This window comes from Muricoccus nepalensis (assembly GCF_006438825.1).
GTDB classification, from domain to species: Bacteria; Pseudomonadota; Alphaproteobacteria; order Acetobacterales; family Acetobacteraceae; genus Roseomonas; species Roseomonas nepalensis.
Window position 1 is genome coordinate 59,477 of sequence record NZ_RCZP01000022.1, and the last position, 20,428, is coordinate 79,904.

Here is a 20,428-nt window from a genome sequence, read left to right on the forward strand (position 1 = left end):
GTCCCATACCGGATTTTATGCCGCCCTGATGGGGCGATCGTCAGGTTTTCACAGAGATGATGGATACTATTGCCATATCCTGCGTCGGAGCCATTCCGCTCGTGCCTAGCGTCAGCCCCATGGGCACACGTCTCGTCTCGGTCGGCGTCCATGGCGTGTACTCGATGGCACGGAAGTCGAGGGTAGTGGGTTCAGCTTGCTCGCGGTGCGCGCGGATGATGTCCTGCTTCATCGTCTCGGTGGCTGGCGCCTCGCCGCGGTCAACAACCTGAAGCACGCCACCTGGCCGGAGGACCTTATCGGCCAGCTCGTACACCGCGTTCTGGACGAAGAGGCGATGAGATCCATCGGTCTTAATCCCTGCCGAGGTGACGACGACGTTGTACTGCCGATACATGTGGACCCCAGTCAGCCAAACGGTGACAGCGTCGAATGGGCCGTCCGCACGCAGTGCCTTCTCGAGGTAGAGATCAGAGCAGACATCGGCTTGCAGAAGGGCCACCGGCTCCGGTAACGCTCCTTCGATCGGCACGGCGGCTGAACGGAATCCGTCCGCGTATGGCAGGGTCGTCACACGGCGCATGGGCGACGGGCAGTCCACCCCGGCCGTCTGGAGCGTGTTCTGTGCTGTCGTGAGGCAGTCCGGGTTCTCGTCGATACCCACAATCCGGAGTCCGGGCCCGAGTTCCTCAAGCATGGACAGAATGCCGTGACCACTGCCAAACCCGACGTCAAGGACGCGTCTTATGCCGTGCGATCCCAGTTGCCGGGCCATCCAGCGGTAGTCGCCACGACCATGCTGCAGTTCAGCGGTGACACGCCAGTTGGTGGCATAGACTCGCTGGGCTTCCGCATACTTCCGTTCGACAGGAGCATTGTCGATCGGGCGATGACAATGCTTGTACTTGCGGCCGCTCTGGCACCAGCAGGGCTCGTTCGGTCCAGGCAGTCTCTGCGAGGGCTGCAATGGGGGCGCTCCATTCTCTGGGGGCAGGATAGACTTGCACCGTTCCGTCCATCCGAGGCAAATTATGTCAAGATGTATGTCCAACTGTTAGAGGCAGTGCCTGCCTATCCTTTGGCGTGAGCAAGCTAGTGACACAATGTGCAGACCACGACGACATCCGTCAGCGAATCGGTGGCACGTGTCCCCGTCGCCACCCCAACAAGGTCATGCACTTTGAATACGCGTCCTACGAAATCGGGCGGCATTCTGGGATGATCAAGCCAGTCATTCCCGCAGACACCGCAGACGAGACGGCTGTTCCGGCGGAGGTTCGCAGTGACCTTCCCCCGCTGCAGTGGACACGGGTTACGGCCTAGCAGGCTGCTGAAGAAGTCGGGCGGATGGCTCTGAGGGTGGCTTCGTCGCCGTCCTGGTACTCGATTTCAATCTGAAGGGAGCCGTCGCCCAGGAGTTCAGCGTAGCCCGAACCCTGGACCTCATCCCCTTCGTCGGAGCCCTTCCAGGTGAAGTCGATGTTGTCGAGGCCGTAGCCAATGCGGAGACTTGCCTGCATAGCCCCGAACGTCATCTCGCCCGATCCGTCGGCCTGAACTGTGAGACTGGCGGGTCCGACGAGGTCGAGGTAGTCTCTGTCCCACAGGTCGGCTTGGATGATGCGCCAGCGCCCCAGAAGCGGGTTGTTCTTCTCCTTCACGGAACTGGCTTTGCCAGGAGGCCAGGCAGCCGGACGAGGTTGTAGGCAGCCACTGTGAGAGTGAAGGTGCAGGCCACGCGGTCGAGGCCGTGGGGTCGGGTCTGACGCAGGCCCGCGCCCTGTTTGATCCACCCGAAAACTTTTTCGATGCGCTTTCGGATGATTTGGCTGACGCCATAAACCGGATGGCGCGTGGTGCGGCCGTCGACGGCCGAGCGCCGTCGCTTGCCGGTCTTGGTGATGTGGTCGTTGCGGGCGATGTGCGGCGTGACGCGAAGTGCCCGCAGCCCTTTCACGTGCTCGCGGGCGTCGTAGTTCTTGTCGGCCCCGAGCGTGATCCGCTGCCGCATCGTCCGACGCATCCGCCCGACCAGTCCAAGGGCCGCCTCGCGTTCGGCGGTGCCACTGGCCCGCGTCAGGCAGGCCAAGCGAACCAAGCCGGAGCGATTTTCCATCAACACGTGCCCGGAATAGGCCAGCAGACTCGACTGCCCGTCCGACTTGCGGGCGAGCCGTGCATCGGGATCAGTCGTGCTGGCATGGGTCTCGTTGCTGCGCCGCTCGCCGCGCCAGTCGGCCTCCGCGTTGCGCCCGTTGCCCATAGGTGGGTCCCGTCCATCGCTGGATCCCTCCGCCTTGGGCCGAAAGGACTTCTGACTGGCCCAGGCCTGGATCAGGGTGCCATCTACCGAGAAGTGCTCGTCAGACATCAGCGCTTTGATCCAGGGCTGAGCCACCACGGCCGCCAGGAAGACCTGTGCCACATCTCCCGCGAGCAGCCGGTCGCGGTTCTTGGAGAAGGTCGAAGTGTCCCAGACGGGGGCATCCATCGACAGCCCTACGAACCAGCGGAACAGCAGGTTGTAATCCAGCTGCTCCATCAGCTGCCGCTCCGAGCGCACGGAGTAGAAAGCCTGCAGCAGCAAGGCCCGTATGAGCTTCTCCGGCGCGATCGGGGGGCGACCCAACCGCGCGTACAGCCCGTCCAACTCGCCAGATAGCGCCTCCAGTGCCTCGCCCACCACCGCCCGGATCATCCGGAGCGGGTGGCCCGCCGGAACGCGCGCCTTGCAACTCACGTAACTGAACAGTCCCTCCGCCTGCTCGTCTGCATCCCGCATGATAAACCGCCCCCCTCCAGCAAGCCCGAGGGAATCACGACCAGCACTACATCGCGAGTGTTTTTCAGCAGCTTGTTAGGTTAATGCGTCCAGAGCAGATCGCCGACTGTGAAGCGAGATCCAGGCACGTGACGCTGAATGTCGGGGCGATATGCGACGTTAAACCATTCGCCGGAGCCGTCGCGGAACACCATCAGCGCCGAGCGGTATTCGCGATGCTCCGTCCGCACCTTGTCGGTGTTCTTGGTGGCGAAGAGCCGCCCGTCACGGCCGTCGTCCTTCACCTCCGCCAAGGCGACGCTGTTCTTGCTCCGGCGCCGGACGTCTACCCCGATGACGAAGTCGGGGTAGTGCCGGTCCCCGTTGGGCAGGACGATGGAGACAGCCCAGCGGGCCCGGCTCACATTCCTGAGCCACCATAGCACCGTGCCGCTCTGGTCGTCGTCCAGGAGGCGGGCGAAGGCGAGCTCCTCGTTGTTCAGGTCCGACGGGAAGACGCCGTAGAGGGACTCCCCAGCCCGCTCCAGGCCGACTGGCCCCTCGTAGACGGACGGTATGTCCTCGTCCTGCCGGATTTCAACCACCTGAGCGAGGCAAGCGCGGCAAGCCTCGTGGAGCAGGTGCGGCTTCGCCATGGCGATGAGGTCCACGGCCCGGCGTAGCTCCTTGTCGTCGAGCGGGTCCATTCCGGCGTTCTCCACCTCGGTCTTGAGGCGCTCCGCCAGGGCTGGCTTGAGATCGCGCTCGTCGATGCTCTCGTTGAACCGGAAGGTGAGCTGCGCCTGCTGGGAGATGCGGAGGGCGGACAGCGGGACCGTTTCCGTGGTCGTGGTCCGGTCCGTGCCGAACACGTCCTGCTCGGTAACGACCACCTTGCCGCGGGTCCGCCTAACGAGGTTGAGGGTAGAGCTGTCGATCTCGATCCGCTGCGCCATGCAGGCGACCAAGCCGTCCATGCTCCGCGGCATCACCTCGCGCGCCAGCTTCCGGGGGAAGGCGACGTCCTCGCGAAGAGGGTAGCTCGCCAACGACGGCGGCCTGGCCTGCGGCTCCGCCTTCGGCTGCGGGTGGGCGCCCGTGAAGGGTGGCAGGCGCATCGAGAGGGGTTCAGTGAGCTCTAGAAGGGGCTGGACGCGCAGGGCCGCGGCTCGGGGGGTCTCCACGACGCCGGGCGCCCGGACCTCGATGGGTTCCGCCGTCCCTGTCCCAGAGTCGATGAAGTCACTCTCCGGCTCCACAGGGTCCAGGAGCTCTGCAAAGCCCCCCTTCGGATCGAGCAGAACGGCCGTCCTGCTGCCGAAGTCGATGACGACGGCGTTGCCGGTGACGGTCTCGATGCCGTCCTGGATGGTCTTGATCTCCTCGGCCGCCAACATCATCCCGGGCTGAGCGGCCGGATTGGCCAGGAAGACGTATCCGTAGTCCAAGACGCTGGGCAGGACGCGGACTGGCTTCGTGGCGTAGGGGTGCAGGTGCTGCACGCGCTGATGGACCCGCATGATGCGGCCGAGGATCTGCAGGCCGAACTCGGTCCCGGTGGTCTGCCTGAGCGAGACCAGCGTCCACGCCCGAGGGGCGTCGAACCCGGTCGCGGCGGAGACTTTAAAGATCAGGATCTCCTTGGTCTCGTCGTAGGCGAGGGTGTGGAAGAACGGATCGGGCTCGCCCGAGGTGTGCACCGCCACCGCCTGAGGGGCCACGCCGTAGGCGGCCAGAAGGTCCTTGACCCGCTGGACAGGGTCTGCCTTCCCCTTCTCCTCGTTGTCCACCTGGATGAGCAGCAACGGGGTGAGCTCGATCCCGGCCGCGGCCAACGCGCCCTTGACCCGCCTGTGGCGCTCCAGGCCCGCGAAGATCGCCACCTCCTCCATGTCGAGCAATCGCTCGTCCTTGGAATCGGGGCGGAAATGCACCGCCTTGATGCCGACCTTGTTGAGGCAGGCTTTAACGACCTCCTCCCGCCCGACCTCGATGCGGTTGACCTCACCGATCTTCGCGGCCTGCCGGAACCTGTTCAGCTCCTCGTCCTTGGGTGTGGCCGTGAGGAGGACGGTGAAGTCGGGCCGGAGCACGTCGAGATAGAAGGCGGCCGCCTGCTTGGCGGACGTGCCGAAGTTCACGTGCGCCTCGTCGATGACGGCGCCGACGTGGAAGCTCTCCGCGCGGAGAGCCGCTACCATCAGGTCGATGCCGGGAGCTTCCTCGCCGTCCACCCGCGCGAGACGAGCGTCCTTGCTGGCGGAGGCGACGCTAGCCCAGGTCATGACGAAGACGTCGCCGTCGCGCGTCCCGCGGACGACGCGGTCCGTCCTCACGTCCCGCAGCCTGAGCCCGGAGCACTGCGATGCGAGCGCCTCGCGGGTCTGCGACACTAGGCCGGTGTAAGGCGTGAACCAGAACCAGCAGGTCTTCCTCCTCAACCGGCCCTTGGCCGCCTCGAGGGTGCGGCCGACTGTCAGGGTCTTGCCGCTGCCCGTCGGCGCGCGGAGGAGGGTCACGCCCTGCGCGAGGGCTATTTGCCGTCGGCGGGGCAGGTCAGCCTCGATCTTGGCGGCTGTGTCCGCGATGACGGCGAGCAGGGCCGCCTGCGCCTTGTCCTGGAATTCCTTGAGCGGGATCGCTTTCGAGCCGCGGGCCTCGGGCGTGTGCAGAACGGTGGCGCTCATCCTTGGAACCTCCCGAGGAGGAAGTCCGGCAGGGCGCGGACCTCCGCGTTGTTCGCTCCGTCCAACGCGTCGCGCACGGGGCGCGGCGCGTAGGCGTAGACGACGAGGAAGTGGTGCTCGGCCGCCGCTGATTGGAGCGCCCGCTCCGCGCCCTCGGTGAACCTGTCGCAGTAGGCCACGGCCATGTCCTCGTCGCTGGCCACCTGCAGATCCCCGTCCTCGCGGAAGGGCGACAAGGGCAGGCCGTGGAGCGCCTGCAGCGCGAGCCACACCTGCTCGGGCTTCAGGTCGAAGGCGAGGTCCTCGAAGGCGATGCGTTGGGACGTGAGATAGGCGAAGTCACCACCGAGACCAGCGACGCCTGGGTATCCTTCGATGACCCTCCTCACGCGCTCGGCGCAGACGTCTCGGCAAAGATTCCGGTCGAGGTTCTCCTTGGTGGCTTCGCGTGAGGAAACCAGGATGAAGCGGCGGCGCCCCTCGTCCTCCGCGTTAAGCGCGAGCACCGCCTGGGCCGCGGTTCCCGAGCCCGCGAAGAAGTCGAGCACGATGTCGTCCGAATCTGTCGCGAAGCGGAGCAGCTCCCGGAACAGGCTCGGTGGCTTGGGGAAGCTGAACGCCTGATGCCCGAGGATTTCCTTCACGGAGTCCTCGGAGGTTCCGCTGCGCTGCGTGACGACCTCGGCGATCTCCTCGTCGGCGCCGTCGGACCTCTCGGTCACGCCGCGGATCCAGCTCGACACCAGCGAGGTCGCGCTCTTCACGTCGCGGAGATGGCGACGGAACCAAGGTCGTTCGAAACTCACGGGCTTGCCCACCCAGAAATCCAGATCGGGCAGATCCTCCCGCAGGAGGGGTGTTCGTCCGCGGTTCGCCGAGGGGACGTCGCCCTCGGCGATGGCGCGGAGCAACGCTTCCTTGGTCTCCCAAACGACCACCCGCTCGGTAGTCGGGTCCGGCCACACGATCTTCTTGCGCCGGATCCATTCCTCCATGGTCGGCTGCCGCGTCTTGGGCTGCCCCTGCTCGGCGTCCGCGCTGGCCTTCCTCTTGAGCAGCGTTCTCTTCCAAGCGGGCGGAGACTGCTCCGTCGCGAACGCCCACACCCGGGTGGGATTGCATGGATACCAGACGCCGGTCTCCGGGTCTGGACGGGGTAGTAGGCGCGCGGACGCTCCTTGAAAGAGTGACCCTTGGTTAGGTCGCCGGTCTTCCAGGCTCCGAGGGGATCGCCGTCGAGGTTCTTGTACTGGCGGAAGTCCTTAGCGGCGCCGGTGAACTCGAAGCCCGGCTTCGCGTAGACGAGGATGTGCTCGTGATCGACCGAGAAGCTGTGGTCACCGTGGTCGTTGCTCCCAGATCGCGTCTTCCAGACGAAGCTCCCCACCCTCATGCCGGGGAACACGTCCTCCATGAGGAGGTCCAGCTTCGAGCGGTTGTCGTCGTTGATGCAGACCATGATAACGCCGTCCTCGGTGAGGAGGTCTCGGGCCAAAGTCATGCGGCGGTAGAGGAACTCGAGCCAAGTGGACTGGCGGAACCGGTCGTCGGCGCCGACGAAGCGGTCGTTGTAGGCGAAATCTTGGTTGCCCGTGTTGTAAGGCGGGTCGATCAGGATGCAGCGGATCTGCCCGGCGTGGGTCATCCGGAGCCATCGCAGGGCGTCGAAGTTGTCCGCCTCAATGACGAGGTTGCCCCACGGGCCGGGCCCGCAGGAGCCATTCCCGCCTAGATCGAGGTTCATGGCGACGAAGTCGCCGTTGAGCGCCTGGTCGTGCGCGATTTCGTCACGCTCCCAGACCAAGCCCAGGCGACGTTGCGCGTCTCTCTTCACGAGCAAGCTCACGAGCTGCTCGTGCGTCAGGTCATCGTACTGCACCGCCTTGCCCCCCGCTCGGCGTCGCGGCACCAACTGCCGCTGTCAGTCAAGACTCCCCCACGGCCCGGTCCGAAGTCCAGGATGTCGAGCCGCAGGAACCCCCGGATGAACCAATAGCGGAGGGCACCGCTTTTAGGAACCGGACCCGCCCTCGGAAGGTGTCTGGCCACACGACAGCTTCCTTGCCATTCCCAGCAGTCTACAATGCCCTACTGCGTCGACTCGCTTACCTTTCTAACCTCGGTCCCGACCTCCGCGCCGCCCGCCGCTTGGCCAAGCTGCCCAGTTCGCACTGGCCTAGCGGGGCGGGATCTCCTTGCCCACACTCCGGCAGGCCAAGCGCGATCAGGGTGCCCTTAGCACCTTTGTCAACTTGTCCGCCGCGCTCGGTATAGAGAGTGGCGACCATTTCATGGCAGCAGGGGAGGCCTGGGCACGCGGCTAGCGGCGCTGCGGAAGCCCCAGGGTGTGGGACGATGGGTGATGGCGGAGATCGCGGACATCAGCCCCAAGACCCTTGCGGCCGTCGAGCGGGACGAAGGTGTCCCGTTAGCCACAGCGGCCCGCGTCGGCGAGGCATTGGGGGCGCAACTCCCCCTTGGTGCCGACGGGTGCGCCCGTCCGGTTCTGGACGTCGGCCGCGGCGTCGGGCATCCACGACAGTTGGACGACGCCCCCGAAATCCTGGAGGGCATCTGCGGGGTGGTAGGCAGCTCATGCGCCCTGGACCCGTACTCGCCGGTGCGAACGGGGCCGCAGGCACCCGTCTGGCCCACATCCGCTACGTCGCCGGATTGAGACACCGATTTGGAACCAGAGGCCGTCAGTCCGTGGCCGAGACCCGGGGCTATTGGTTAGATGCGCAAGTTGAGGTGTCGGTGAACCACCTCATTGTCGGTGAACTGGAGGATCGCGCAGATCTTCTCGGCGACCTAGCCGGTGGTAGACTACAGTGGCGAGTCGGGCAGAGCGCATCTTGCGGCAGGCTGACGCCGTCTGGCGGGATGAGCCAAGTAGTCAAGGGCGGTGTTGTGGTCTTGGACAACCTTGCCGCCCACAAGATCGCCGGTTTGTGCGAAGCCTTCCGCGCCATCGGCGCCAGCCTGCTCCACCTGCCACCCTATAGCCCAGACCTGAACCCCATTGAGTAAGCCTTCGCCAAGCTGAAGGCGCTGCTGCGAAAAGCCGCAACCCGCTTTCACTAGGCACTCTGGACCACTACCGGGGGCCTGGTCGACACCTTACCCGGCCGAGCGCAAGAACTACCTTGCGCACTCAGGTATTGCGTTCGAGCAGCGTGAAGAAGTTATAGGTATTGACCTCCTCGCAATGGCCGGACTTCCCGTCTACGAGTCGTAGGGTGGAGGAACTAGGTCAGCACCTGCGTGGAGCCCTATCGGAGATATTCGCAGCAGTTCAAGGCCCATTGCAGTGCGATCGAGCCAATGCCACAAAGAGGGGTGATGACGTATGGTAATCAAAACGAGCCATTCAAGCCTTGGTGGCTCTGTTATGATCTCGTTCCAAGAGACAGCGGTTCGGCACGGCCTATATGGATTTTCGGGCGCTGGCACTACCTTGCCTTCATCCTCGGCCCACGAATCCTCAATGTCCTCTTCGGCACCCTCAAGGAGGCGGAGGACGGTGCGGCCGAGTATACACGCTACGTTCAGGCGCAAGGCGCCTGGATCGCAAAACAACGCTCCGAACGGAGTTACTCAACTATTCCAGCCGACGCTAAACTCAAGGCATTCAAGCAGGAGCTGGAAGCAGCTCCGGTTAAGGAGGAGAAGGATGTGAAATTGGGTGGGTACACGGTATTCCGCCTCAACATAGAGGGTCTTGAGCCGATGTATGTGGTCCAAGCAGACGACGGTGCCATTCTCAAAAAGCCGTTCGTGAACTGGCCCGCTGCGTTAAACGCGATTGCATACGAAACGGGGAAGCCAACCTATTAATATTTGGCTGCGGGTGAGTATCGCGACGGCTCGCCCCGCCAAGCCCTCTCTCGCTCGTAGCATAAAATTTCTTTCGCACTACGATCTAGCAGGCTGAACCGGCCGTGTTCGGTCTCGTACTGCTGAAGGGCCTCAAGCTTGACCTTCGCCCAGCACGTGCGCCTCCGGACGCTGGGATCAACGCTCGCAAACAGCCGCTCGTTCCAAGCTTGGAATTCCATTTCCGCCATGAACGTGTCACCTAGTTCAAGAGATCGCTCCATCTGAGCAATCAACTTTAGTTCGTTGCACGGGTAGCGTGCCGCCCCATTGTCGCAAGTGTTGGGCATGGTTCCTCTTTTCTCTTCACCTGAAATGCTTCTTTCCATTGTGGCAGCTCGGAGCGTTTGGGCGGTACATTCTCGCGTGGGAAAAATGCAGCCGCCCTGGCCGTGTCTTCGTCCTCTGCCAGGCTGTGGCCGTCCGGATCAAAATATGGGGTAGCGGCAGCACACCCTCTCGCGGAGGACGATTGTACTGGCGCCGTTACCGACGTCTCGCTCCTATCGTGGAAGCCGCCGAGGAGAGGATGCGCAGCATCGGCTTTCACAAAACGGCAGAGAATGATCTCAAGTTCAGCAGAAGGACGCCATACGTGATCCGGCGAAGACAACCTGTTCCATTAAGACGCGGGTAATCGGTCGTCGGTCGCCATCGGGTTGCCAGGAACGCTTAGCCCATGAGGGGCGTCGTTCTCCTGCTGCCCCCGGGTAACTTGACCGAGTGGTCAGGTCGAGGCAGGCGGCAAGCCATTATGAGCTGCTGAACGGCGTCTTCCACGCGGATCCGCGTCTTCCCGGAGTTGGGCAAGGTGTCGCCCTCACTTATTAAGGATATCCTTGGGACGCGCTCAGACACCCTCTACAAGTCGGGGGAAATGAACCTGGACTTGGATACTGGCAGCTATTCTACACTGCGGATGATGACTTTGGTTGTATTAGGTGGTGTCTTTGCGTCACGGGTGAGAAGTCTTTACTGTCGCTGTGGAGTGACTTCGGGTGGGAATAGGGGAGAGGACACCGAGGCCGAGCTTTTGGGGGTCCTAACAAAAATTCTATCGCCCGAGGCTCATCCGCGCCGCCGTCGCAAGCTTGTCGGCGCGCTCGTTCATCACGTCGCCGGCGTGGCCTCGCACCCAGCGCCACTCCACTTGGTGCGGCTTGGCCGCGGCCAGCAGGCGCTGCCACAGCTCGTAGTTCGCCACGGGTTCCTTGGCGGCATTCCGCCAGTTGTTGCGCACCCAGCCGTGGACCCAGCGGGTCACGCCGTTGCGGACATACTCGCTGTCGGTGTGCAGCACCACGCGGCAGGGCTTCTTCAGCGCCTCCAGCGCTGAGGCGGCGGCGGTCAGCTCCATGCGGTTGTTGGTGGTGGCGGGGTCGTAGCCCGACATCTCCTTCTCCACCGCGCCGAAGCGGAGGATGGCGGACCAGCCGCCCGGGCCGGGGTTGGGCTTGCAGCCGCCATCCGTCCAGATCTCCACGACGGCCGCCGCGGCGTCCTTCGCCGGTGCTTCAGATTCCATAGGCGGAGACCTCCTCGGCCGCCGCGAAGAAGCGCAGGCGGCGCAGGTATTCCAGCGGGTCCTTGCGCGTGACCATCGCGCCCGCCGGCGTGTTGGCCCAATCGTAGAGCCGGGTGAGCAGGAAGCGGACCGCGGCGCCGCGGCAGAGCACGGGCAGGGCCGCCATCTCCGCCGCCGAGAGCGGGCGCACGCGGCTGTAGCCGGCCAGCACGGCGCGCGCCTTGGTCACGTTGAAGGCGAGGTCCGGCTCGAAGCACCAGGCGTTGAGGCAGATGGCGACGTCGTAGGCGAGGATGTCCGTGCAGGCGAAGTAGAAGTCGATAAGGCCCGAGACACGCGGGCGCCGCTCCGGGTCGGGCAGGAAGAAGACGTTGTCGGGGAAGAGATCCGCGTGGATGTGCCCCCGCGGGAGCCCCTGCGGCCAGTCCCGGAGGATGGCGGCGAGGTGGCCGTCCAGCTCCGCGCAGAGGCCGGGCTGCACGGTGTCGCCGTTCGGGCGGCAGCGCTCCAGCAACGGCGCCCAGCCGGCGGGGCCCAGCGCGTTGGCGCGCTCGGCCGGGAAGCCCTCGCCGGCCGCGTGCAGGGCGGCCAGGGCCCCGCCGAGGGGGGCGCAATGGGCGACCGAGGGACGGCGCGGCCAGACGCCCGGCAGGAAGGTGCAGATCGCGGCCGGGCGCCCCGCCAGCTCGCGCAGCGCCTCGCCGTCGCGCCCGGCCACGGGCTGCGGGCAGGCCAGGCCGCGCGCGGCCAGGTGGCGCATCAGTCCGAGGAACCAGGGCAGCTCCGCCGGGTCCACGCGCCGCTCGTAGAGGGTGAGGATGAAGTCGCCGCCGGTGGTGCGAAGGGCGTAGTTGCTGTTCTCCACGCCCTCCGCGATCCCGCGGAAGGCGACGAGCCCGCCCAGGTCGTAGCCGGCGAGGAAGGCGCGCAGCGCCTCGTCGGATACCTCGGTGTAGACGGCCATCAGATCTCCCGGGGCACCCCTGCGCGGCCGTCCATGCATCAGCCCGGACGGGCCGGCAAGGGCCGGCGCACCGGCCGGGCGGGATGCCGTGCCGGCCGGCGGAGCGCCCGGGCGCGGCGGCTACCCGACGGCGGCGCGGGGGTTCCGCAGCGGGCGGGGAAGGTTGAAGATGATCTTCTCCTCCGCCACGGTCACGTCCTCGATCGTGACCTCGAAGCGCTCCCGCAGGCGGGCCACCACCTCCTCCACCAGCACCTCGGGCGCGCTGGCGCCGGCGGAGATGCCGATGGTGGAGAGCCCGTCGGCCAGGGCCGGGTCGAAGTCGCGGCCGCGCGGCACGAGCACCGCGCGCGGGCAGCCGGCGCGCTCCGCCACCTCGCGCAGGCGGACGGAGTTGGAGGAATTGGCCGCGCCCACGACCACGATCAGCTCGCAGCGCTCCGCGATCGCCTTCACGGCGGCCTGGCGGTTCGTCGTCGCGTAGCAGATGTCCTCCTTCACCGGGGCCGAGAGGTCCGGGAAGCGGCGGCGCAGCACGTCCAGCACCTCGGCCGTGTCGTCCACCGAGAGGGTGGTCTGGGTCGCGTAGGCCAGCGGCCCGGGCGGCGGCTCGACGGTCGCGGCCTGCTCGGCGTCCTCCACCAGCGTGACCGCGCCGGGTGGGAGCTGGCCCATGGTGCCGACGACCTCGGGGTGCCCGGCATGGCCGATGAGCAGGATGTGGCTGCCCCCCGCGTGGTGCCGCTCGGCCTCGCGGTGGACCTTGCTGACCAGCGGGCAGGTGGCGTCGAGGTAGAGCATCTGCCGCGCGTCGGCCGCGGCGGGCACGGAGCGGGGCACGCCATGGGCGGAGAAGATCACGGGCTGGCCGTCGTCGGGGATCTCGTCCAGCTCCTCGACGAAGACGGCGCCCTTGGCCTGGAGCCCCTCGACCACGAAGCGGTTGTGGACGATCTCGTGGCGCACGTAGACGGGCGTGCCGTAGCGCTCGATGGCGAGCTCGACGATCTTGATGGCGCGGTCCACCCCCGCGCAGAAGCCGCGCGGGCCGGCCAGCAGCACGGTGAGGGGGGGCTTCCCGGCGGTCCCGGGCGTCCCGGGGCGGAGGTTTGCGGTCTGGTCCATGGCGTGCGACTTGGTCCTTCGGCGCCGGCGCGAACAGCCCCCGGCCGGACCGTGGGCGCGTTCTATCTAGCCGCCCGCGCGCCGGCCGCCCAGGGCTGAGCCGCAGGGCCCTGCAATTCTCCCGGGCGCCCGCCCAACGGCCGCCCGGGGCCTCGTCCTCCGGGCCAGGAGTGCCTCCCGCGTGATCCGATCCCTCCGCCCCGCCGCCCCTGCCCTGGGCCTCGCCCTCCTGGCCCTGCCGCTCCTGGCGGGCTGCGGCGGGGGAGGCGGGGGGAGGGGCAGCGTGCTGAACCAGCGCCCCCAGGCGCCCTGCCCCCGCGTCGCCCTGCTGGCCGAGGCGGTGGACCTGACGCGCTACCGCGAGGGCGCCCGGCCGGACCTGGCCAACATGGAGGTCGACGCCCGGATGACCGGCTTCCAGGCGCGCTGCGACTACGCCTCCCGCGCGGGCGGCCTCGACGTGACCCTGCGGGTGCAGGTGGCCGCCGAGCGCGGCCCCGCCGCCACCGGCAACACCGCGGAGCTGCCCTACCTCGTCGCCGTGACGGAGGAGGCGGAGAGCCGCGTGCTGAACCGCGGCACCGACGCCGTCCGCGTCGTCTTCGGCACCGGCGATCGCCGGACCACCGCCCAGGGGGAGGAGATGCTCGTCCGCATCCCCGGCGACGCCCGCCAGGCCGCGGAGAAGGTCGTCCTGGTGGGCTTCCTGCTCTCCCCGGAGCAGCTGGCGGCCAACCGGCGCCGCGGCGTCCGCTGACGGCCGGATGACGGTTGCGCTGGCGGCCGCATTCGGGCACGAGTCCCCCACCCGCTGATCCCGCGCGGGAGAGAGGGGGCGGCGTCGGCCACCCCCCGCCGAAGGCGCAACCGGCCCCCGGAAACGCTCAGGCAGAAGGACCGCGTGGGGAAGGGGCCTCTGGAAAGCCCGTGATCCCCGCGATCACGGCACCGACGGAGTAAGGGAGGGACACACCCCAACCGAATCTCTCAGGTCTCGGGACAGAGGGGGGCCACGATCGGAACCGGCCGCATCCGCGGCTCTGGGGGACGCGTGGCCGATACTGATACGGATACCCTGCTTGAAACGCCGCTCGCCGGCCTGCACCGCGAGCTCGGCGGGCGCATGGTCGGCTTTGCTGGCTACGCCATGCCCGTCCAGTACCCGGCGGGCATCCTGGCCGAGCACCTCGCCTGCCGCGCCGGCGCCGCGCTGTTCGACGTCTCCCACATGGGCCAGGCGGAGCTGCGGGGCGAGGGCGCCGCGGCCGCGCTGGAGCGGGTGACCCCCGCCGAGGTCCAGGCCCTGCGCCCCGGCCGCCAGCGCTACGCCCTGCTGATGAACGAGTTCGGCGGGATCACCGACGACTTCATGGTCGCCAACCTCGGCGACCGGCTCTTCCTCGTGCTGAACGCCTCCCGCAAGGCGGTGGACCTGGCCGCCATCGGCGCCGCCCTGCCCGCGGGCGTCGCGCTGGTGCCGCGGCCCGACCGCGCGCTGCTGGCGCTGCAGGGGCCGGGCGCCGAGGCGATCCTCGCGCGGCTGGCCGAGGGAATCGCCGCCATGCCCTTCATGGGCGTGCTGGAGACCCCCGTGGCCGGCATCCCCGCCCTCGTCACCCGCTCCGGCTACACCGGGGAGGACGGCTTCGAGATCGGCACCCCCGCCGAGGGCGCCGAGGCCGTGGCGCGCGCCCTGCTCGCCGCCGGCGCCACCCCCGCCGGGCTCGGCGCGCGGGACAGCCTGCGCCTGGAGGCGGGGCTCCCCCTCTACGGCCAGGACATCGACGAGACGACCTCCCCGGTGGAGGCGGCGCTCACCTTCAGCCTCGGCAAGCGCCGGCGCCTCGCCTGGGACTTCCCGGGGGCCGAGCGGGTGCGGGAGGAGCTGGACCACGGCCCCAAGCGCCTCCGCGTCGGCATCCTGCCGGAGGGCCGCCAGCCCGCCCGCGCCCATACCCCCGTCGCCGCCGGCGGCGTCACGGTCGGCGAGGTGACCAGCGGCGGCTTCGGGCCCTCGTTCGGCGCCCCCGTCGCCATGGGCTACGTCGCCCGCGCGAGCGCGGAGGATGGCACGGGGCTTGAACTGATGGTGCGCGGCCGGGCCATCCCCGCCCGCGTCGCGCCAACCCCTTTCGTTCCCCATCGCTACAAGCGCACGCCGATCCTGCAAGGAGCCGCCTCATGAGCCAGACCCGCTTCGCCGAGAGCCATGAATGGGTCCGCCTGGACGACGGGCTGGCCGTGGTGGGCATCTCCACCCACGCGCAGGACGCGCTGGGCGACGTCGTCTTCGTGGACCTGCCCGAGGCCGGCCGCGCGGTGGAGGCCGGGGAGGCCGTGGCCGTGGTCGAGAGCGTCAAGGCCGCCTCCGACATCTACGCGCCCATCGCCGGCACCATCGCGACCGTGAACGCCGCCCTGGTGGACGATCCCGCCCTGGTGAACCGCGACCCCATGGGCGAGGGATGGTTCTTCACGATCACCCCGCGCGACGCCGCCGACGCCGACAAGCTGATGGACGCCGACGCCTACGCCAAGCACGCGGAGGCCGGGGCTTGAGCGCGCTCACCCAGCTCGCGTCCCTCGAGGACAGCGGCGCCTTCGCCGGCCGGCACATCGGCCCCTCCGAGGCCCAGGTCGCGGCCATGCTGCGCGTCGTGGGCGCGGAGAGCCTCGAGGCGCTCGCCGCCCGCACCGTGCCCGAGGGCATCCGCGACAGCCACCTGGACGCGCTGCCGCCCCCGGTGGGCGAGGCCGAGGCCATCGCCGAGCTGCGCGGCCTGGCCGAGCGGAACCTCCGCGTGAAGTCGCTCATCGGCTGCGGCTACCACGGCACCCACACGCCGCCGGTGATCCTGCGGAACGTGCTCGAGAACCCCGGCTGGTACACCGCCTACACGCCCTACCAGGCCGAACTCGCCCAGGGGCGGCTCGAGGCGCTGCTGAACTTCCAGACCATGGTCTGCGACCTCGCGGGCCTGCCGGTGGCCAACGCCTCCCTGCTGGACGAGGCGACGGCGGCGGCCGAGGCCATGGCGCTGGCCCTCGCCGCCCACAAGGCGAAGTCCACCACCCTGGTCGTCGCGACGGACCTGCACCCGCAGACGGTCGCGGTGCTGCGCACCCGGGCGGCGCCGCTGGGGATCACGATCGAGGAGACGGACGACCCGGCGCGCTACGCCGCCTCGAAGCCCTTCGCCGTCGTCCTCTCCTACCCCGGCACGACCGGGGAGGTGCGCGACCTCGCCCCCGCCATCGCGGCCGCGCACGCGGCCGGCGCGATGGCCATCGTCGCCGCCGACATCCTCGCGCTCACCCTCCTCACGCCCCCCGGCGAGATGGGGGCGGACGTGGTGGTGGGCAGCACGCAGCGCTTCGGCGTGCCGATGGGCTATGGCGGCCCGCACGCCGCCTACATCGCCGTGAAGGACGCGCTGAAGCGGCTGATGCCGGGGCGCCTCGTCGGCGTCTCGGTCGACGCCGCGGGGCGGCCGGCCATGCGCCTCGCGCTCCAGACGCGCGAGCAGCACATCCGGCGCGAGAAGGCGACGAGCAACATCTGCACCGCGCAGGTGCTGCTGGCTGTGATGGCCGGCATGTACGCGGTGTGGCACGGGCCGGAGGGGCTGGTCCGCATCGCCCGCCGCACGCATCTCCTGGCGAGCCTGCTGGCCGACGCCGCGCTGCGCGCCGGCTTCGCGCTGCGCCACGACCGCTTCTTCGACACCGTCGCGATCGAGGCCGGCCGGAAGGCCGACGCGCTGATGGAGACGGCGCTGAAGGCCGGGTTCAACCTGCGCCGCGTGGACGCGGGCTGCGTGGCGGTGGCGCTCGACGAGACCGTGACGCGCCAGGACCTCGTCTCGCTCATCGCGGCGCTCTCCGAGGCCGCGGGGCGCGAGCGCGCGGGCCTCGGCGAGCTCTCCGCGCCCGAGCGCCTGCCCGCGACCCTCGCGCGCCGCTCCCCCTTCCTCACCGCCGCCGTCTTCGGCGCGCACCGCTCCGAGCACGCGATGCTGCGCTACCTCAAGCGGCTGGAGGACAAGGACGTCGCGCTGAACCGCAGCATGATCCCGCTCGGCTCCTGCACGATGAAGCTCAACGCGACGGCGGAGATGATCCCCGTCACCCTGCCGGGCTTCTCCGACATCCACCCCTTCGCGCCCGCCGACCAGGCGCGCGGCTACATCGAGATGATCCGGCGCCTCGAGGCCTGGCTCTGCGCCTGCACGGGCTTCGCGGCCGTCTCGCTGCAGCCGAACGCGGGCAGCCAGGGCGAGTACGCGGGGCTGCTCACCATCCGCGCCTTCCACGCGGCGCGCGGGGAGGGGCAGCGCGACATCTGCCTCATCCCCTCCTCCGCCCACGGCACGAACCCGGCCTCGGCCGTGATGGCGGGCATGCGCGTGGTGGTGGTGGCCTGCGACCGCGACGGCAACGTGGACCTCGACGACCTCCGCGCGAAGGTCGAGGGGCACGGGTCGCGCCTCGCCGCGCTGATGATCACCTACCCGAGCACGCACGGCGTCTTCGAGGAGGCGATCCGCGAGATCTGCGAGGCGGTCCACGCGGCCGGCGGGCAGGTCTACATGGACGGCGCGAACATGAACGCGCAGCTCGGCCTCACCAGCCCGGCGGCCATCGGCGCGGACGTCTGCCACCTCAACCTGCACAAGACCTTCTGCATCCCGCACGGCGGCGGGGGACCTGGCGTGGGGCCGATCGGCGTGGCCGCGCATCTCGCGCCCTACCTGCCCAACCATCCCATGCTGGCCGAGGCCGGGCCGGCGACGGGCTTTGGCCCCGTCTCCGCCGCGCCCTTCGGCAGCGCGAGCATCCTGCCCATCTCCTACGCCTATATCCGCATGATGGGCGCGGCCGGGCTGACGCGCGCCACCGAGGTCGCGATCCTCTCCGCCAACTACGTGGCGCGGCGGCTGGAGGAGCACTACCCCGTGCTCTACCGCGGCAGCCAGGGGATGGTGGCGCACGAGTGCATCCTCGACTGCCGCGGCTTCCAGCAGGGCGGCGGCGTGCTCGTGGAGGACATCGCCAAGCGCCTGCAGGACTACGGCTTCCACGCGCCGACCATGTCCTGGCCCGTCGCCGGCACGCTGATGGTCGAGCCCACCGAGAGCGAGCCGCAGGAGGAGCTGGACCGCTTCTGCGACGCCATGATCGCCATCCGCGCCGAGATCCGGGCGGTGGAGCAGGGCCGCGCGGACCGTGCCGACAACGTGCTGAAGAACGCGCCCCACACCGCGGCCGAGGTCATGGCCGAGGCGTGGACGCATCCCTACCCGCGCGCCGAGGCCGCCTTCCCGCTGCCCTGGGTGGCCGCCAGCAAGTACTGGCCGCCGGTGAAGCGCGTGGACAACGTCTACGGCGACCGCAACCTCGCCTGCACCTGCGCGCCGCTCGAGGCCTATGCCGAGACCCCGAAGGTGGCAGCCGAGTGAGGCCGTCGCCCGAGCCCTGGGAGGTCCTGTCCACCCGCACCGCGCTGCGCGACCGCTGGATCGACGTGACGGCCGACGCGGTGCGGGACGCGCGCGGCAACGTGCTCGACCCCTTCTACACCCTCTCCTACCCGGACTGGGTGCACGTGGTGGCCATCACCCCCGCGGACGAGCTCGTGCTGGTGCGCCAGTACCGGCACGGCGCCCGCGCCTGGACGCTGGAGCTGCCCGCCGGCGCCATCGACAAGGCCGATACCGACCCGTCGGTGGCCGCCGCGCGCGAGCTGCGCGAGGAGACCGGCCACACCGCGCCCGCCTACCGCTCCCTCGGCGCGCTGAGCCCGAACACGGCGACCCACCGCAACCGCGCCCACACCGTCCTGGCCCTGGGCGCCACCGCGACCCACCCCACCGCGCACGAGGTGGGCGAGGACATCACGGTGGAGCTCTGGCCGTTGCCGCGCGTGCTGGCGGGGCTGGGCGAGGGCGTGATCGCGCAATCCATGCACACCGCCTCGCTGCTGCTGGCCCTCCAGGCCGCGGGGCGGATCGGTTTCGAGCTGAAGGACGCACCATGACCGGCCTCCGCGTAATCCCCGTCGAGCCGCGGCACCGCGCGGACTGGGACCGCCTCTACGCCGGCTACGCCGAGTTCTACGGCGTGGCCCAGACGCCCGCGATGCGCGACCGCGTCTGGTCCTGGCTCCACGACCCCGCCCACGGGACGCGAGGCCTGGTGGCGGAGGACGCGGAGGGCCGCGCCGTCGGCCTCGCGCATTTCCGCGCCTTCGCCCGCCCGCTCTCGGCCACCACGGGCGGCTACCTGGACGACCTCTTCGTCGATCCCCAGATGCGGGGCCAGCGCATGGCCGACGCGCTGATCGCCGCCCTTGCCGAGGAGGGCCGCCGGCAGGGCTGGAGCGTCATCCGTTGGATCACCGCCGAGAACAACGCCCGCGCCCGCGCGGTCTACGACCGCGTGGCGACGCTGACGCCCTGGCGGACCTACGACATCCCGCTCTGAGCCGCCGGGGGCTGCTGGCGGCGTCGCTCCTTCCCTCCACCATCACCGCACCGGGCTGCGCGGCCGCACCCCAGGCCGGCCCGGGGCCGACGGAGGCCAGCATCACCGAGCAGCGACTTGTCTGGCGCGACGCCGCCCGCGCGCGCGACATCCCCGTGCTGATCCGCGCGCCCGCGGGCGGCGGCGCGGCGCCCGCCGTCATCGTCTCCCACGGGCTCGGGGGATCGCGGGAGGGGCTCTCCTATCTCGGCCGGGCGCTGGCGGAGGGCGGGTACCTCGCCATCCACCTTCAGCACATCGGCTCGGACGACAGCCTCTGGCGCGGCGCGAACCCGGCGGGGCTGGCGGCCGGGGCGCTGGACGTGCAGGCCGCGCTGAACCGGCTGCTGGACGTGAAATTCACCCTCTCCAACCTTCCCGCCCGCGCGGATGCCTCGCGCCTGGCCATCGCCGGCCATTCCTACGGGGCCTGGACGGTCCAGCACATGCTCGGCGAGCGCCTGCCGGGCGGCGACCGGGGCCTGGGCCTGCCCGATTCGCGGCTGAAGGCGGGGGTGGCGCTCTCGCCCATCCCCGCGATCGGCCTGCCGCCGCGCCTGGCCTACGGGGGGATCGCCGCGCCCCTGCTGCACGTCACGGGCACGGAGGACCACGGCTTCATCGAGGGGATCCGCGCCCCGGCCCGCCGCGCGCCCTTCGAGGGCTCGACCAACCCCGGCGCGCTGGCGGTGCTGCGCGGCGCCGCCCATGCGAGCTTCGCGGACGAGTCCGAGGCCGGCGGCCGCTACGCGGAGGCGACCTACCACGCCCGCGCGGCCGCCCTCTCCGTCACCTTCCTCGACGCCGTCCTGCGCGGGGACGCCGCCGCGGCGGCCATGCTGCGGGGCGGGGCGGGGGCGCTGCTCGGGCCGGGGGACGAGTTCGTGGCGCGGGGGCTCTGAGGGGTGCCCCGGGCGGCCCGGCGCCGCCGTCGCCGCTTCGGGCTTCCCTCTTTCGCCCGGCCGGGG

At 69.2% G+C, this 20,428-nt stretch carries 17 protein-coding genes, 2 pseudogenes and 2 riboswitches; of the genes and pseudogenes, 9 read left to right on the forward strand and 10 right to left on the reverse strand.

The window, feature by feature from the left end:
- Positions 1-40: 40 nt before the first annotated feature.
- From EAH89_RS19060 to EAH89_RS32220, 7 genes and pseudogenes are all read right to left on the reverse strand, one after another.
- Complete coding sequence (locus EAH89_RS19060) at positions 41-697, reverse strand: hypothetical protein (RefSeq protein ID WP_241667095.1); 657 nt, start codon at positions 695-697, stop codon at positions 41-43.
- Between the two features lie 186 nt (positions 698-883).
- Positions 884-1,051 (reverse strand): annotated as a pseudogene (locus EAH89_RS33510) (SEC-C metal-binding domain-containing protein); the annotation flags it as partial.
- Between the two features lie 268 nt (positions 1,052-1,319).
- Complete coding sequence (locus EAH89_RS19065) at positions 1,320-1,661, reverse strand: hypothetical protein (protein WP_140885304.1); 342 nt, start codon at positions 1,659-1,661, stop codon at positions 1,320-1,322.
- Positions 1,658-2,782, reverse strand: coding sequence for an IS5 family transposase (locus tag EAH89_RS19070; protein ID WP_140885305.1), 1,125 nt, complete (start codon positions 2,780-2,782; stop codon positions 1,658-1,660). The genes EAH89_RS19065 and EAH89_RS19070 overlap by 4 nt, the downstream gene beginning before the upstream one ends.
- 80 nt (positions 2,783-2,862) lie before the next feature.
- The gene (locus tag EAH89_RS19075; protein ID WP_140885306.1) at positions 2,863-5,448 is read right to left on the reverse strand and encodes a DEAD/DEAH box helicase family protein; all 2,586 of its coding nucleotides are present in this window, start codon (positions 5,446-5,448) and stop codon (positions 2,863-2,865) included.
- Positions 5,445-6,170 (reverse strand): DNA methyltransferase, encoded by a 726-nt coding sequence (locus tag EAH89_RS19080; protein WP_206667612.1) that lies wholly within the window; start codon positions 6,168-6,170, stop codon positions 5,445-5,447. The genes EAH89_RS19075 and EAH89_RS19080 overlap by 4 nt, the downstream gene beginning before the upstream one ends.
- An 80-nt stretch (positions 6,171-6,250) precedes the next feature.
- Positions 6,251-7,327, reverse strand: a complete 1,077-nt coding sequence (locus EAH89_RS32220) for a site-specific DNA-methyltransferase (RefSeq protein ID WP_140885308.1) — start codon at positions 7,325-7,327, stop codon at positions 6,251-6,253.
- A 1,022-nt stretch (positions 7,328-8,349) separates the two neighbouring features.
- On the opposite strand from EAH89_RS32220, the pseudogene EAH89_RS32685 reads away from it, so the two are divergent.
- Both EAH89_RS32685 and EAH89_RS19095 read left to right on the forward strand, forming a co-directional pair.
- A pseudogene (locus tag EAH89_RS32685) lies at positions 8,350-8,475 on the forward strand (transposase); the annotation flags it as partial.
- Positions 8,476-8,790: 315 nt separating this feature from the next.
- On the forward strand, positions 8,791-9,285 hold the full coding sequence (locus tag EAH89_RS19095) for a hypothetical protein (protein WP_140885310.1): 495 nt from the start codon (positions 8,791-8,793) through the stop codon (positions 9,283-9,285).
- Between the two features lie 1,093 nt (positions 9,286-10,378).
- Here EAH89_RS19095 and rnhA read toward each other — a convergent pair.
- The 3 genes from rnhA to ispH all read right to left on the reverse strand — a co-directional run bounded on the left by rnhA (position 10,379) and on the right by ispH (position 12,938).
- On the reverse strand, positions 10,379-10,849 hold the full coding sequence (gene rnhA / locus EAH89_RS19100) for a ribonuclease HI (RefSeq protein ID WP_140885311.1): 471 nt from the start codon (positions 10,847-10,849) through the stop codon (positions 10,379-10,381).
- Positions 10,839-11,813, reverse strand: a complete 975-nt coding sequence (locus EAH89_RS19105) for a homoserine kinase (RefSeq protein WP_140885312.1) — start codon at positions 11,811-11,813, stop codon at positions 10,839-10,841. The genes rnhA and EAH89_RS19105 overlap by 11 nt, the downstream gene beginning before the upstream one ends.
- Positions 11,814-11,933: 120 nt before the next feature.
- Complete coding sequence (ispH, locus tag EAH89_RS19110; RefSeq protein WP_140885313.1) at positions 11,934-12,938, reverse strand: 4-hydroxy-3-methylbut-2-enyl diphosphate reductase; 1,005 nt, start codon at positions 12,936-12,938, stop codon at positions 11,934-11,936.
- A gap of 181 nt (positions 12,939-13,119) precedes the next feature.
- Between ispH and EAH89_RS19115 the strand changes: the two genes are divergently transcribed.
- The 7 genes from EAH89_RS19115 (at position 13,120) to EAH89_RS19145 (ending at position 20,362) form a co-directional block, all read left to right on the forward strand.
- Positions 13,120-13,695, forward strand: a complete 576-nt coding sequence (locus EAH89_RS19115) for a hypothetical protein (RefSeq protein WP_140885314.1) — start codon at positions 13,120-13,122, stop codon at positions 13,693-13,695.
- A 55-nt stretch (positions 13,696-13,750) separates the two neighbouring features.
- Positions 13,751-13,848, forward strand: a riboswitch (glycine riboswitch).
- Between the two features lie 3 nt (positions 13,849-13,851).
- Positions 13,852-13,944, forward strand: a riboswitch (glycine riboswitch).
- A 45-nt stretch (positions 13,945-13,989) separates the two neighbouring features.
- Positions 13,990-15,123: a glycine cleavage system aminomethyltransferase GcvT gene (gene gcvT / locus EAH89_RS19120; protein ID WP_140885315.1), complete on the forward strand. Its 1,134-nt coding sequence runs from the start codon at positions 13,990-13,992 to the stop codon at positions 15,121-15,123.
- A complete protein-coding gene (gcvH, locus tag EAH89_RS19125; protein WP_140885316.1) occupies positions 15,120-15,497 on the forward strand; it encodes a glycine cleavage system protein GcvH in 378 nt (125 codons plus the stop codon). The genes gcvT and gcvH overlap by 4 nt, the downstream gene beginning before the upstream one ends.
- A complete protein-coding gene (gene gcvP, locus EAH89_RS19130; protein ID WP_241667097.1) occupies positions 15,494-18,397 on the forward strand; it encodes an aminomethyl-transferring glycine dehydrogenase in 2,904 nt (967 codons plus the stop codon). Before gcvH ends, gcvP begins: the two co-directional genes overlap by 4 nt.
- A complete protein-coding gene (locus tag EAH89_RS19135) occupies positions 18,394-18,975 on the forward strand; it encodes an NUDIX hydrolase (RefSeq protein WP_140885318.1) in 582 nt (193 codons plus the stop codon). Before gcvP ends, EAH89_RS19135 begins: the two co-directional genes overlap by 4 nt.
- Positions 18,972-19,421, forward strand: a complete 450-nt coding sequence (locus tag EAH89_RS19140; RefSeq protein WP_140885319.1) for a GNAT family N-acetyltransferase — start codon at positions 18,972-18,974, stop codon at positions 19,419-19,421. The genes EAH89_RS19135 and EAH89_RS19140 overlap by 4 nt, the downstream gene beginning before the upstream one ends.
- Complete coding sequence (locus EAH89_RS19145; protein ID WP_140885320.1) at positions 19,328-20,362, forward strand: alpha/beta hydrolase family protein; 1,035 nt, start codon at positions 19,328-19,330, stop codon at positions 20,360-20,362. The genes EAH89_RS19140 and EAH89_RS19145 overlap by 94 nt, the downstream gene beginning before the upstream one ends.
- Positions 20,363-20,428: the final 66 nt, after the last annotated feature.